Origin of the sequence: Pseudovibrio sp. WM33, assembly GCF_001623165.1 — a bacterium.
Classification (GTDB): domain Bacteria; phylum Pseudomonadota; class Alphaproteobacteria; order Rhizobiales; family Stappiaceae; genus Pseudovibrio.
Genome location: NZ_LMCK01000139.1, coordinates 33020 through 46613, shown reverse-complemented (window position 1 = coordinate 46613; position 13594 = coordinate 33020). Strand labels below are relative to the sequence as shown.

The following is a 13594-nucleotide window of genomic DNA, read 5'->3' as shown; positions in this document are numbered from 1 at the left end:
GAAAAGGCATTGCCCACTCGCAGCGGGCAATGCGTATGTTGGATTAGAAGGTTTCGACGAACTTCACATCAACCAGCTTATCGAGTGTTACGCCTGCTGGTACCAGCTTCTCGCTCTTGAACCAGTTAAGCTGATCTTCCACACTCGCCATGTTTAGCGCAGCACCTTCGTTAAGACGCATCGCACCATTGCGAATGGATGGAGCAGCTTTCTCATAAGGACGATCAGCATAGACGTACTTATGAATGAGCTTCACCATGTCTTCCGCGGCTGCATCACCTGCGGATTTGTCTACCAGAGCCGCGTTAAAGTCAGCCGCGCCTTTGGAGTAGGCACCGAGGAAGGTTTTAACCAGCTCAGGATTGTCATTAATGTTCTTCGTAGAAGTGAAGACAGTGGTTACCTGATAATTTGGCACGTAATCAGAAACTTTACCGATCATCTCCACCTGAGGTGACTTGGCCAAACCCTTTGCGATGTGCGGAACAATTGACCATGCATCAATTTGACCACTCTTCAGTGCCCCAATCACTGCACCAACCTTCTGAAGAGGACGGATCTTGATGTCTTTGCGGTCAAAGCCCTCTTTATCCGCAATCTTATGTGCCATGTAATGGAAAGACGAGCCTGCTGTCGTCACACCAAAGCTCTTGCCCTTCAGGTCAGCCGGTGCCTTCAGGCCTGCATCAAACGCAGCTTTGGAAGCAAGGATCATCTGGCCGTCAATGCCAGCTTCTTCCTGCAATGCGCCGCCAACAATTTTCACTGCGCCCTTGTCTGCAAGACTAATCAAGCCACCGGAAATCGCGGTAAGGCCGAAGTCCACATCGCCGGAGGCGATAGCAAGCGCCATTGGTTGTGCTGCCTGAAAGAACTTGAACTCAACTTCCAGACCAGCCTCGTCGAAATAACCCTTTTCAAACGCAACAAAATTCGCCGCATGAGAAGTGAAGCGCAAGGCGCCGACAGTGATCTTCTCTGCTGCAGTTGCTGTAGTCGCAAACGTTCCTGTTAGAACCGCTGCGCCCATCAAAACGCCGCTTAAAATACCGCGTACCTTCATCTTTATCCTCTTAAGTGAACCTTGAGAGCAAACTCTCGTCAATCAAAGCGTATTCCCGAAAAGTGGCAACTGTTCTCCGGTAGGATACGCAGTAAAAATCTTTTGCAGTCTATAGATCCCTATGGAAAATGACTGCGTCAATCACTTCAATCGTGCATAGATTAGTCATATAACGCAACCCGGCGCACATGAGACTTGCAATATTCTCAATCTGAATAGGTTCGCTTTCACTATCCAGCGCATTTATATGCTGCAATTCCACAACAATGCGACCAAAGATGCTTCTAGGTTTCGTGCAGATAAACCATCTATACAAAATTCTAGGAGAAAGGCCGGAAGTGATCGCTCAATCCCGGCCTTTAATTTAGTCCAATTGATGAATTCAATTTGGTCAGAGAGTCGATCTAGCCACCGGTAAGAAGTTTGGCCATCACATTTTCAATAATCTTGTGACCACCGTCTTGATCGAGGGACATGATAGACTCTGGATGGAACTGAACAGCGCCAATAGGCTCATTCTTGTGTTCAATTGCCATGATCACACCGTCTTTGGTCTCTGAGGTTACCTCAAAGCAATCTGGCAACACATCCCGTTTAGCAAACAAGGAGTGATAACGGCCAACACTGACAGGTGAACTCAGCCCATCAAACAGCTTGGAACCGTGACTGAAGGAAACAAGAGATGGCTTGCCATGCACAGGCACATCAAGCTGGTCAAGTTCACCGCCAAACGCTTCAGTCAGCGCCTGCAGACCAAGACACACACCAAAAATTGGCAGCTTGCGTGCACGGGCCCGTTCGATGGTAGCCCGGCAGTCAAAGTCCTTTGGAGAGCCTGGGCCAGGAGACAACACGATCAGATCCGGACGAACCTGATCAAAGACATCATCCAGCACTGGACTACGGTAAGTCACAACCTCAGCGCCTGTCTGACGGAAGTAATTTGCCAGTGTGTGCACGAAACTGTCTTCGTGGTCGACGAGTAGAATCTTCTTGCCTTTGCCCGGTTTAGCCTTAACCACTTCCTCTTCAGAAGTAAGCGCAAGTCCAGCTTCGCGAACCGCAGCAATCATCGCAGATGCTTTCAGCTCAGTCTCAGCTTCTTCATCCTCTGGGATGCTGTCATAAAGCAGCGTTGCGCCGGCACGGATCTGAGCCACACCATCCTTGATGCGCACCGTGCGCAGCGTCAGACCTGTGTTCATATCGCCATTAAAGAGCACAGCACCGATCGCGCCGCCATACCATGCACGAGAGCTCTTTTCGTGATCCTCGATAAACTGCATGGCCCAACGTTTCGGCGCACCAGTAACAGTTACAGCCCATGTATGAGAAAGGAACGCATCCAACGCATCCTTACCATCAAGCAGAGTGCCTTCAATGTGATCCACGGTATGGATCAGACGGGAATACATCTCGATCTGACGACGACCAATCACACGCACAGACTCTGGAACACAGATTCGGCTCTTATCGTTCCGGTCCACGTCAGAACACATGGTCAGTTCCGCTTCATCCTTGGCAGAGTTCAGCAGCTTGCGGATTTGCGCTTCATCTTCAATCGCGTTTTTGCCACGGCGGATCGTGCCGGAAATAGGGCATGTCTCCACACGGCGACCACCAGTCACCCGTACATACATCTCAGGAGAAGCACCAACCAGATATTCGGCGTTGCCTAGGTTGATGAAAAAGGAATAAGGCGAAGGGTTGATCTGCTGCAAACGTCGGGAAACGGCGGATGGTGGGTTTTTACAAGGCTCATAGAACACTTGACCAGGTACGGTCTCAAACAGATCACCGCGCTTGAAATAATCGACTGCAGAGCGCACCAGATCAGCGTACTCACCCGGCTCATGGTCACCCCGTGCTGGAGTTTCAGTCGCTGCTTTGTAGGGTGTTTCTTCACCATCACGCGGCAAACCGTCTGTCGTTTTGGCATTGAACTCGAAATCGTATTCCAGCACATGGGCTTTACGGCCATAGTGGTCAACAATCAGGATTTCATCGGGCAGAAACAACACCATGTCCCGCTGGTCGTCAGGACGTTGCAGCTTCTGATTAATCGGCTCAAACTGGAACGTCAGATCATATCCGAATGCGCCATACAGCCCGAGTTGATCGTCGTCACAGGAGAACAGATCGACCAGTGTACGCACCACGGAGAAGGTTGAAGGCTGGCGCGACCGCTCCTCCTCTGAAAAGGCTCTGTCTGGCGTCTTGATAGTCAGATCAATGCGATACTCGTCTGCATTGAAATCTGCGATATCCTCGTGACCGTCCAATGCGCAGTGAACGGCAGGCATCAACACGCGTCCACGCTCGTTCAACGCCTGAATTGTAATCTTGCGATCGTTGGATTCAATCAGCAGCGGTGGGTTGGCCAGCGCCATATCCCAGCGCGTGTAGCGGCCCGGATATTCGTAGGAAGAGGAAAGCACAGCACCGCGTTGACGGTCCAGCCTGTCCATCCATTCGCTTGTACCAGCGGCATAATCAGCATTTCGGCTTTTACGGCGGATGATAACGCCGCCTTTGCTCTTATAAGTCCGTTCTGCCGTAATCGGCATGGTCAATCCTCCGGGTCGTGCACACCTGTTTTCGATGTTTGCGAGGCGGTAGATACAACAAAGCCGCCTGCAGAAAATGCGGCGGCTTGGAAATTACAGGTCAACAAGACATGCGTGTTCAGCCACCGTCACCGGCGCCACCACCACAGCATGTTTTGTGCTTGCATAGTCATCATGCGATTTTCATAACCTAAGGAGCTCATAGGTGCAACTCCTGAAACAAAATTGCACCCAGCAATGAAAAGAAGAACCCTTCAACCCATCGTGAAGAGCTCTCACTTTTCAACTTAAGCACACGCGTGCTGGATAAGGCGGTCTAGGAATGCTCTACGGTTTAATTGTGTTGGTAGCCTTCATCTGAGTTGAAAAACTTGAGTAATAAAAATACCTCTGCAGTCCTAAAACAAAAACAATAAAGGGTAGTAGTGGGGCTAATGGGATCCCTAGTTGTATCGCAATAGAAGAGGTTGAACTTGAAAGAACAATAAATGCAGTCAACATAAATTTTTCATAAGGAAGGAAGCCTTGCTCCAACCCATTTCTGATGACGAATGCGCACGGCACAATAAGCAGAGTTAAATCGTATGACAAAGCAAACGGCGTGGTTAATAGCGTTCCCGCAATCAAAACAGGTGCTCTAATCGTCATGTCTGTTGTTTGGTGCCAGGCAAAGGCAACACAAACAAGACAAACCAATCCAAGGCAAGCTTGAAGGGTTGAAGAATAAATGTGATTGATGTCGAACTGACGTAGGCTGGAATAGAGGGAAATCATTTTTTCCCAATCTACAAAGCCATTCTGCATTACGTTAGATGCAATGGGAACTTGACCAACAAAACTAATCCAAACTTCGCTGCCAAGTACAAGAAGACTTGCACCAGCTAATAAAATGCTTGTTATAGATGCGCTTGCGAAACAACGCCAATTATAGCTAGCAATGAGAGCAATGGGCGCGAGCAAGCCGAGTTGAGGTTTTATCGTCAGGATACCAAGAGCGATCCCTGCAAGAACAGGCTGCTTCCGTTCAATGTTTATGAGAAATAGTGCGTAAAGGGCTGCTGTTAAAGCTGCGTTTTGACCATGAAAGGCGTTGTTTAGACTTGCAGGTATCACAACGAGACAGGTTGCCCATAGCGCGTTTCTTAAGATCGCCCGAAGAATGTACCATAGGAAGATAGATGTTGTGGCAACGAATGTGATGTGAGCAATCTTTGCAGATAAAAATGAGTATGGGATTTGGAGAAGTTGGAAAGTGGGAGGATAAAAAAAGGCAAAAACTGTATCTGATGCGGTAGTTCGAAACTGGAGTTCTGAAAAACTATCAAGGTGGTAGACAATCTCAGGAGTTCCGGTAAGGGCTTGGCGTCCGGCGAGCCAAAAGCTCAGGTAATCCATGAGGAGTGTACCATTGGGTGATGTGAAAGGATTAGGTAACACAAACAAGTAAATAAGTGCGATGAATAGCATGAATGCAGTAAAACCGCTAGCGAAGCTTACTCTATCCCATGTAAACCACTCACCATCCCTTACAAAGCGGAGCTAAATTTTTTTTACGGAGGAACTCTTCTTGCTGAGTTTTACACTGGCGTTATTGTTGCTGGACATGCCACGAAGTGCTCCCTGATCAAGTTATGCGATAACTACCTATTAATTTTCAGAAAAGCGTTACCATTTTGTTGAGACTTGTTTAGGCCGAAGAGATAGAGCGCTTTGAATCATGTTCAAAAGCAATAAAAAGCCCGTCAGAAACGGGCTTTCGATGTTCTAAAGGCTTTTCTCAAGCACACGCGTGCTGGATCAGGCGGTCAAGGAAACCGTCGCATTTGTCGAGTTCGGATTGCTTGATGTACTCGTCTGGTTTGTGGGCCTGCTCAATGCTGCCCGGGCCACACACCACGGTTGGGACTTTCAAGATGGTCTGGATCAGGCCAGCTTCTGTGCCATAAGCAACTTTTGCGTGGTCGTTGCGACCAGCCAGTTTCTTCGCCAGAACAGTCACATCCGCTTCCACTTCCGTATCCAGTCCTGGGATCTCAGAGTAAGGAATGAGCTCGATATCTGCCTTTTCAGAAACTTTGCGCATTTCAGGAAGAAGCTCCTCCGTGGCATAACGCCTGATCTCATCCATGCAAGCCTGAAGGCTTTCAGTTGGCAGCACGCGGAACTCAAAAATCACTTCGCAGTGTTCCGGTACAATGTTGAGTGCAGTTCCACCTTTCATGACACCTGTGTGAGCGGTGGAGTACGGTAAATCAAACAGATCATCACTAGGACCTGCTGCCAGTTCCCGTGCCATCTCTTCCAGTTTTGCAACAAGGCGAGCACCATAATGCACGGCGTTTACGCCCTGTGGTGCGAGAGACGAGTGGCAGGAAAGGCCGGTAAACACAGCACGGTATGAGGCTTTGGATTTATGTGCCACCACAACCTGCATTTCAGTCGGCTCACCAACGAAACATGCTTCCGCCTGAAACCCTTCGCCAGCCAACTTATGAAGCACAGGCTGAACACCGGTGCAGCCAGTTTCTTCGTCATAAGAGAACATGAGGTGGAACGGCTTGTTCAGCGATGCCTTGAGCATCTCTGGCACTTTGGCAAGAGAGCACGCAACAAAGCCTTTCATGTCACAGGAACCGCGACCGTATAGCAGACCGTCTTCTTCGCGAAGGGAGAACGGGTTACTGCTCCAGTCTTGTCCTTCAACCGGCACCACATCTGTGTGGCCTGAAAGAATGTAACCATCGGTCCCATCTCCACCGATCGTCGCAAATAGGCTCGCCTTCTCACCTGTCTCGTCTGGCAGTATGGAAGAAGAGACCCCCAGATCATTAAGATACTCTTCGATCCACTTGATCAGGGGGAGATTGGTTTTTGCGCTGACCGTGTCAAAGCTAACCAGCTTTGCAAGGACTTCTTGGCTTGTCATTGTCATGGAAATTTCTTTCAGGAAATCGGAATCGTGAGTTCTGACTATAGAAAGAGAAATCCATAAGGAAAAGTACGTTTACGAGCTTTCGTTGACATGCCGCAGCGTTGTTTCGCCTTTACCCCACAGCCATGCCGCTCCGCGCACACCAGAGCTGTCGCCGTGTTTGGCCTTACGGATATCAAAATCATAACCATCAGAGAAAATGTAAGGACGCATCGCAGCAGGAAGATCCTTGTAAATCTCTTCCACGTTAGACATGCCACCAGCGAGTACAAAACAGTCCGGATCTAAAATGTTGGCTGCCATCGCCAAGGCGCGGCCCAAGCGGCTTACATAACGCTGATAGGTGCCCATGGCAGCTTCGTCGCCAGAGCGCATCAACTCAATGATCTCGCTGCCCTTCAGCGGTTTTCCAGTAGCATTCTCATAATCCCACTGGAAACCTGTGCCAGAGCACAAAAGGTCAATCGTGCTGTGGTGTCCGGTCCAATTGAGCGGACCTGGGAACTCGCCTTCCTGCATCCAAGGCACAGTAACGTTGCCCCATTCGCCGCCAATGCCGTTAGCGCCTTTATGGGGGCGTCCATTAATCGCAATGCCTGAGCCACAGCCAGTGCCAATGATGATGCCGTGAACAACTCCGCATCCTGCACCCGCTCCATCAATGGCTTCAGAAACCGCCATGCAATTGGCATCGTTTTGAATGCGCACTTCACGGCCAAGTGCATCTGTAAGATCTTTATCGAGAGGTTTGCCGTTCATCCAAGTGGAGTTTGCGTTCTTAACCAGCCCTGTGCTTGGTGAGATAGAGCCCGGAATGCCAATGCCCACTGTGCCGACTTCGCCAGTGGCTGCCTCCGTTGCAGCAACCAGTCCGATAACAGCTTCTACGCAACCCTGATAATCGTTCTTGGGAGTTGGAACGCGTTTGCGAAACAGTTCTTCACCTTCGTTAGAAAGTGCCAGCGCTTCAATTTTAGTACCACCCCAGTCAAGTCCAATTCGCATGTTCCAGTCATTCCCCCATTACAATCATAAAAGGCATTGGCCTCTGTATTCTTTGTTCTTTTCTGGATTAGTCACGTCGCTGGGGCATTTCAAAAGCGCCTGCGTCGTTCCCATCCAATGCATCCAGCTGTTTGCCGTAGCTTTTAAATTTTCTCAAAATCTCTTTCATCTCAGTTGGAGAAAGAGGTGCAGGTTCTCCCAGAACCAGCGCAGACAAGTACTGATCAGCCAATGCTTCCACTTCACCGGCAAGGCCAAACGCTTTGTACAGTGATGGACCAAAAGCGATCTGTCCATGATGTGCCAAAAGGCAAGCCTTCCGGTCTTCTAGCGCATTGATCATTGCATGAGAAAGGGCTTTGGTCCCGAACGTTGCGTAGTCTGCGCATTTGATCTGATCACCGCCAGCAACAGCCACCATGTAATGAAAGGCCGGAATGCCTTTGTTATGGGTTGAAAGCGCGGTCGCTCTGGCTGAATGGCAGTGAACAACCGCCTCGGCATCTTTGTAGTTCCGGTAGATGTCCATATGCATGCGCCACTCGGAGGAAGGCAAGTAATCCCCAAAGTATCCGCCTTCAAGATCCATGAAGACAATCTTCTTGATCTCCAGGTCTTCGTAAGGAATGCCAGAAGGGGTGATGAGCATACCGTTTTCATATCGGGCGCTCACGTTGCCGGAGGTTCCATGTGTCAAACCAGTGCTTTGTAAAGCACGCGCCGTTCTTATAACTTCCCGGCGAAGCTGGTTCTCAGCTGTTGTCATAACATGTCTCCGATAGCTGTAGCCTGAGCAAATGCAAGGCTAGCTGCACTGGCTTACTTCAGGCAATAGCGCTCAATGCGTATCTTTGTTCTCTTTTTCTCTGCGCCTGCGCAAGGCTTCGTTGAGGTCTGGTGCCGCAGAAACAAGGATACGTGTGTAAGGATGTTTGGGATTGGAAAAGACTTCTTCGGTTGGACCTTCTTCAACAATCCGGCCAGCGTTCATCACAATCACCCGGTCGGTGATAGCCTGCACAACAGAAAGATCGTGTGAAATGAACAGATAAGCCATACCCAGCCGATCACGCAAATCTGCAAAGAGATCCAGAATTTGTGCTCTGATGGAAACATCAAGCGCAGAAACGGGTTCATCCGCGACGATCAGGCTTGGATTGGTGACCAGCGCACGCGCAATCGCAATACGCTGCCGTTGTCCGCCAGAAAATTCGTGCGGATATTTGTTGGCATCTGCAGAAGAAAGCCCCACGCTTTCCAAAACCTCATGAACGCGTTTTTTACGTTGAAAACGAGACAGTTCGTTACGCATGAGGTGCAATGGCTCACCCACTGTACGTTCAACCGTATGTCGCGGATCAAAGCTTCCATAAGGATCCTGGAACACGGCCTGAATACCCAGCTGCAAATCCTGACGGTCTTTTCGTGAAACCGAGTAGGGGTCTTTGCCAAGAAACTGGATATGGCCAGCGTTCGGAGGCGTCAGTCCCAAAATAGTGCGCGCAAGGGTGGATTTACCGCATCCACTTTCACCCACCAGTCCCATGCTCTGACGAGGGGCGACGTGGAAGGAGACATGCTGCACGGCCCGGTGCCACTGTCTGCGTGTGAAGATGCTGGCGCGAGGGAGAGGATATTCCCGCAGCACATTGCTTACCTGCAAGAGTGGCTGTGTGACCTCGTCAACTGGCTCTTGCCGTGGAACAGGTACGTGGTTGGAGGCTTCAAACAGCTTTTTGGAATAGGGGTGAGAAAGGTTGTCGAACAGCTCGCAAGTCGGGCCGCGCTCAACAATCACCCCGTCCTTCATAATCGCAACAGTGTCCGCCATGTCAGCAACAACTGCCAGATCATGCGAAATGAGCAGCATGGCCATCTGTTCTTTGCGCACGATGTCTTTCAGCAATGTCAGGATCTGCGCTTGAACCGTCACATCAAGTGCGGTGGTCGGCTCATCAGCAATCAACACCTTGGGATTACAGGCGATAGCAATGGCGATGACAACGCGCTGCCTCTGTCCGCCGGAAAGCTGGTGAGGGAAACGATCAATCAAACCATATGCAAGACCAAGACCAACCCGTTCCAGAACATCGATGGTCTGGTCCATAGCTTCCTTGCGCGTAAGACCTTGATGCCAGCGAAGGCCTTCAGCAACTTGCTCGCCAATAGTGCGGGTTGGGTTGAGAGCGGTCAGCGGTTCCTGAAAGACCATAGAGATGTCTTTGCCACGTACGTGGGTCATCTCTGTATCTGTAGCGCGCGTGAGGCTCTTGCCCTCAAACATCAGATCGCCAATCTGATGAGCACCCTCTGGTAAAAGCTGCATTGCTGAGAGCGCACTCATGGATTTACCAGAGCCACTTTCGCCGACGAGACCGAGAATTTTGCCCTGCTCAAGGTCAAAACTCACATTGCGCAGGATCGGCTTGCCAGAAATGGAAACGCAAAGGTCAGTGGCGGAAAAAACAGAGGTCACGCAACTCTCCTCCGCATCTTAGGATCCAGCAAATCCCTAAGCCCATCGCCAAGCAGGTTAAAACCAAGAACGGAAAAGATAATCGCAAATCCCGGATAAAGCGCCAGTTGTGGTGCAAAGGCAACCATGGTCTGGGCCTCATACAACATGCGGCCCCAACTCGCCATCGGTGGTTGCGTCCCCAAACCAAGATAGGAGAGGCCTGCCTCTGAAAGGATCGCAAGAGAAAGTTGAATGGTCGCCTGTACAATCAGCAGGTTGGCAATGTTCGGAATAACGTGTTCCAGAGTGATCAAAAACGAGCTCTTGCCGGAAAGACGGGCGGCAAGCAAAAACTCGCGTCCTGAAAGAGACAAGGCGCCACCACGAGCAACGCGGGCAAAAACCGGAATATTGAAGATGCCAATCGCAATTACAGCGTTGATTGTTCCTGGTCCAAAAATGGATGTGATGAGCACAGCAGAAAGCAGAGAAGGAAATGCGAAAATCAGATCATTGGTGCGCATCACCAGTTCTTCCAGAAAGCCCTTTTGGGCCGCTGCCAGTAGTCCCAATGGCACGCCAATCAGCATGCCGATGCCAACAGCAATCAGCGCTACAATAATGGAGGTGCGGGCGCCAACCATCAGCATGGAGAAGATATCGCGACCATACTGATCCGTCCCAAACCAGAATTCAGAACTCATCGGCTTAAGGCGCTTGGAAACATCCAGAACATCGATGGCATAGGGTGTCCAGAAGACGGAAGTAACCCCGGCAATGAGAATAACGAGAGCAAGCACTGCCCCGATCACGAAAGAACGACTGTGAAAGGCTTTCTTCCAGATGGAGATTTCGTCAAAACTGGCAAGCGGCGGATAACTTGGGAGTTCTTGATTCATGCACGTCGCCTCAGTCTCGGATCAATGGCTGCGTAGGCGATGTCGACAAGGAATGTCACAAAGATTGTAAGAGCAACGAGCAACATGACACTGCTCTTCACTACGATCAGATCGCGCTGAGTAATGCCTTGGAAAATCAGACGCCCTAGGCCTGGTAGGTAAAAGAGGTTTTCAATAATCACCGTACCTGCGATCAGGAAAGAGAACTGAAGACCTAGAATAGTCAGGACCGGAATAAGAGCATTGCGTACGCCGTGTCTCCAAAGCGTGGCTTTGTTGGAGAGCCCTTTGGCGCGCGCTGTACGGATATAGTCTTCATGCAAAACATCCAGCAAGGCTGAGCGCATCACGCGGGCCAGAATACTCGCTTGGGGGAGAGCCAGCGCGATAACAGGCAATAAGAGCGCCTGCAATGAGCCAAAGAAGCTTACATCCCAGCCCGGGAAACCACCAGATGGCAAAACCCTCAGTACAATCGCAAACACGTAAACCAGCAAAATGGCAATCCAGAAGTTCGGGATAGCAATGCCGATCTGGGCAATGGACATAATACCCGTGTCGATGACCTTGCCGTGATAGCGGGCAGAGTAAACGCCGATTGGTATAGCGATGACTGTCGAGAGGATCAGTGCGCCAGTCGCAAGTGGAAGGCTGACCTGAATGCGTTCGTCGATCAGTTCAGAGACCGGAACTGAATATGTGTAACTCACACCAAATTCACCCCGCAACATGCCCAGCAACCAGTTCATATAGCGGGTGGATAAAGGAGCGTTGAGGCCAAGTTCAGCGCGCAGAGCTGCGAGTGTGTCAGGCTGCGCATTCAGCCCAAGCATCACTTCAGCCGGATCACCGGGAATAACCTCAAGCACAACGAAGATGACGAGGCTTGCGGCCAGGAGAGTTGTCAGTAAGCCTATGAGACGAAGGAACGCAAACCAGAGCATCGGACAAATCCGCTAAACCAATCAAACTTGCGTTGCACAAGCAAATTGCACAATGAGAGAAAAGGGTTACCCCTAAAGTAACTGTCAGTTTGGCAACCGCTTAAACCATATAATTTGGAATAGCAATTGAGAAGGACTGCGATTGCGGTTGCAACCGCAGTCCTGTGCAAATATCTACGTGTATTTGCTAGGTGTTTTTAGTTATTCGCCCAATAGACCTGTGATAGATCGTTACCCGGTGTCGGGGAGTTCCGCCAAAGCCCCTTCACATTGGCATTCCACACAGCAGACTTCGCCAACTGGAACAGGTAGACGTTCACAGCATCCTCGGAGATGACTTGCTGTGCCTGCTTCAAAAGCTCATACCGCTTCTCTTCGTCAACAGTCACATTCAGCTCTTCAATCAGTTGTTTGAAAGCATCACTGTTGTAGTTGAAGTAGTACTTATCGCGCGCATAGATACCAATATCCATCGGCTCAACATGAGAAACGATCGTGAAATCGTAATTGGTTTCCTTGAAGACCTCGGAAAGCCACTGCGCCCATTCAACAGGCACGATCTTCAAATCAATGCCGATCTTCTTCAGATCAGAGGCAATCAGCTCACCACCACGACGGGCATAGGTCGGTGGTGGCAGTTTCAGCGTTGCGCTGAAGCCATCTGGATACCCAGCTTTGGCAAGAAGTTCTTTCGCTTTTGCCGGATCGTAAGGGTAAAGCCCCGTCAGATCATTATAAGCGGGATGGTGCGGAGCAAAGTGCGTTCCAATTGGCGTACCAAGTCCAAACATAGCCCCGTCAATCAGGGCTTGCTTATTGACCGCATGCGAGATTGCCTGACGCACGAGCTTGTTCTTGAGCGGGCCGCGAGTGTTGTTCATCGCAAGGATGGTTTCACCCTCAGTCGTGCCAATAGCAACTTCAAAGCGTGGGTCCGCTTGAAACTGAATAATGGTTTCTGGAGCGGAAAATGTCGGGAACGCATCCAGATCGCCAGAGATCATTGCAGCAAAGGCGGCATTAGGATCAGAGATGAAACGGAAGGAGGCTTTTTCCAGCTTCGGTTGTTCACCCCAATACTGGTCGAAACGGGAAATCCGAATTTCCTGCCCCTTCATCCAACGGTCAAACTTGAACGGTCCAGTGCCTACAGGCTGCGTCTTGTTTGTCTCAGCCGTTTTAGGAGATACAATTACCGCATCGCCCCAAGCCAGATTGTAAGCAAGATTTCCGCTTGGCGTAGTGAGCTTGATGTCAACGGTTTGCGGATCTACGACAACCACATCAGAGATCGCTGCAAAGAGCGGCTTCTGTGCATTTACGCTGCCTTCAGCGCGTGCACGATCCAAGGAAAACTTTACGTCATCAGCAGAAAACGGCGTTCCATCATGAAAGAGGACACCCGTCTGCAAATGGAAGCGATAGGTCATGCCGTCTTCGCTCACATCCCACGATTTGGCGAGAGAGGGCAGAACACTTCCGTCTGGCCCGATACGTGTCAGGCCTTGAAAAACGTTTTGATAGACCACTTCATCGATAGCAGCTGCAGCCCCTGCAGTTGCATCAAGATGCGGTGGTTCGAGTACCATTCCCAAAGACAGGGAAGATTTGGCTTCAGCAGAACCGTGCGCACCTGTTAGTGCAGCAAGGACGAGGGCCGCGCCTCCGGCAAGGCAAAGCAGCCGGCTTTTTAATGACTTTGCATGCATTCCATTCCGTCCCTTAT

Annotated in this window: 10 protein-coding genes; all 10 read right to left on the bottom strand. The window is 50.3% G+C overall.

Features of this window, described 5'->3' with window-relative positions:
* Positions 1-43: 43 nt before the first annotated feature.
* The 10 genes from PsWM33_RS23915 to PsWM33_RS23870 all read right to left on the bottom strand — a co-directional run bounded on the left by PsWM33_RS23915 (position 44) and on the right by PsWM33_RS23870 (position 13577).
* Positions 44-1063, bottom strand: coding sequence for an ABC transporter substrate-binding protein (locus PsWM33_RS23915; RefSeq protein ID WP_063301885.1), 1020 nt, complete (start codon positions 1061-1063; stop codon positions 44-46).
* A gap of 404 nt (positions 1064-1467) precedes the next feature.
* Positions 1468-3630, bottom strand: a complete 2163-nt coding sequence (locus PsWM33_RS23910) for an anthranilate synthase (protein ID WP_063301884.1) — start codon at positions 3628-3630, stop codon at positions 1468-1470.
* A 327-nt stretch (positions 3631-3957) separates the two neighbouring features.
* Positions 3958-5025 carry a glycosyltransferase family 87 protein gene (locus PsWM33_RS23905; protein WP_193778463.1) on the bottom strand — a complete coding sequence of 356 codons (1068 nt, stop codon included), beginning with the start codon at positions 5023-5025 and terminating at the stop codon, positions 3958-3960.
* Positions 5026-5407: 382 nt separating this feature from the next.
* The gene (argE, locus tag PsWM33_RS23900) at positions 5408-6562 is read right to left on the bottom strand and encodes an acetylornithine deacetylase (protein WP_063301882.1); all 1155 of its coding nucleotides are present in this window, start codon (positions 6560-6562) and stop codon (positions 5408-5410) included.
* Between the two features lie 72 nt (positions 6563-6634).
* Positions 6635-7567: an ROK family protein gene (locus PsWM33_RS23895; protein WP_063301881.1), complete on the bottom strand. Its 933-nt coding sequence runs from the start codon at positions 7565-7567 to the stop codon at positions 6635-6637.
* A 67-nt stretch (positions 7568-7634) separates the two neighbouring features.
* The gene (locus tag PsWM33_RS23890) at positions 7635-8333 is read right to left on the bottom strand and encodes a class II aldolase/adducin family protein (protein WP_063301880.1); all 699 of its coding nucleotides are present in this window, start codon (positions 8331-8333) and stop codon (positions 7635-7637) included.
* 72 nt (positions 8334-8405) lie between these two features.
* On the bottom strand, positions 8406-10043 hold the full coding sequence (locus PsWM33_RS23885; protein ID WP_063301879.1) for an ABC transporter ATP-binding protein: 1638 nt from the start codon (positions 10041-10043) through the stop codon (positions 8406-8408).
* Entirely contained in the window at positions 10040-10924 is an 885-nt protein-coding gene (locus PsWM33_RS23880) for an ABC transporter permease (RefSeq protein WP_063301878.1), read from the bottom strand. Before PsWM33_RS23880 ends, PsWM33_RS23885 begins: the two co-directional genes overlap by 4 nt.
* A complete protein-coding gene (locus PsWM33_RS23875) occupies positions 10921-11868 on the bottom strand; it encodes an ABC transporter permease (RefSeq protein ID WP_063301877.1) in 948 nt (315 codons plus the stop codon). The genes PsWM33_RS23880 and PsWM33_RS23875 overlap by 4 nt, the downstream gene beginning before the upstream one ends.
* 197 nt (positions 11869-12065) lie before the next feature.
* Positions 12066-13577, bottom strand: a complete 1512-nt coding sequence (locus tag PsWM33_RS23870; protein ID WP_063301876.1) for an ABC transporter substrate-binding protein — start codon at positions 13575-13577, stop codon at positions 12066-12068.
* Positions 13578-13594: the final 17 nt, after the last annotated feature.

Bases quoted from the DNA above. Each gene is read 5' to 3' on its own strand.
- PsWM33_RS23915 (WP_063301885.1), bottom strand. From the start codon at position 1,063: ATGAAGGTACGCGGTATTTTAAGCGGCGTTTTGATGGGCGCAGCGGTT.
- PsWM33_RS23910 (WP_063301884.1), bottom strand. From the start codon at position 3,630: ATGCCGATTACGGCAGAACGGACTTATAAGAGCAAAGGCGGCGTTATC.
- PsWM33_RS23905 (WP_193778463.1), bottom strand. From the start codon at position 5,025: ATGGATTACCTGAGCTTTTGGCTCGCCGGACGCCAAGCCCTTACCGGA.
- argE (WP_063301882.1), bottom strand. From the start codon at position 6,562: ATGACAATGACAAGCCAAGAAGTCCTTGCAAAGCTGGTTAGCTTTGAC.
- PsWM33_RS23895 (WP_063301881.1), bottom strand. From the start codon at position 7,567: ATGCGAATTGGACTTGACTGGGGTGGTACTAAAATTGAAGCGCTGGCA.
- PsWM33_RS23890 (WP_063301880.1), bottom strand. From the start codon at position 8,333: ATGACAACAGCTGAGAACCAGCTTCGCCGGGAAGTTATAAGAACGGCG.
- PsWM33_RS23880 (WP_063301878.1), bottom strand. From the start codon at position 10,924: ATGAATCAAGAACTCCCAAGTTATCCGCCGCTTGCCAGTTTTGACGAA.
- PsWM33_RS23875 (WP_063301877.1), bottom strand. From the start codon at position 11,868: ATGCTCTGGTTTGCGTTCCTTCGTCTCATAGGCTTACTGACAACTCTC.
- PsWM33_RS23870 (WP_063301876.1), bottom strand. From the start codon at position 13,577: ATGCATGCAAAGTCATTAAAAAGCCGGCTGCTTTGCCTTGCCGGAGGC.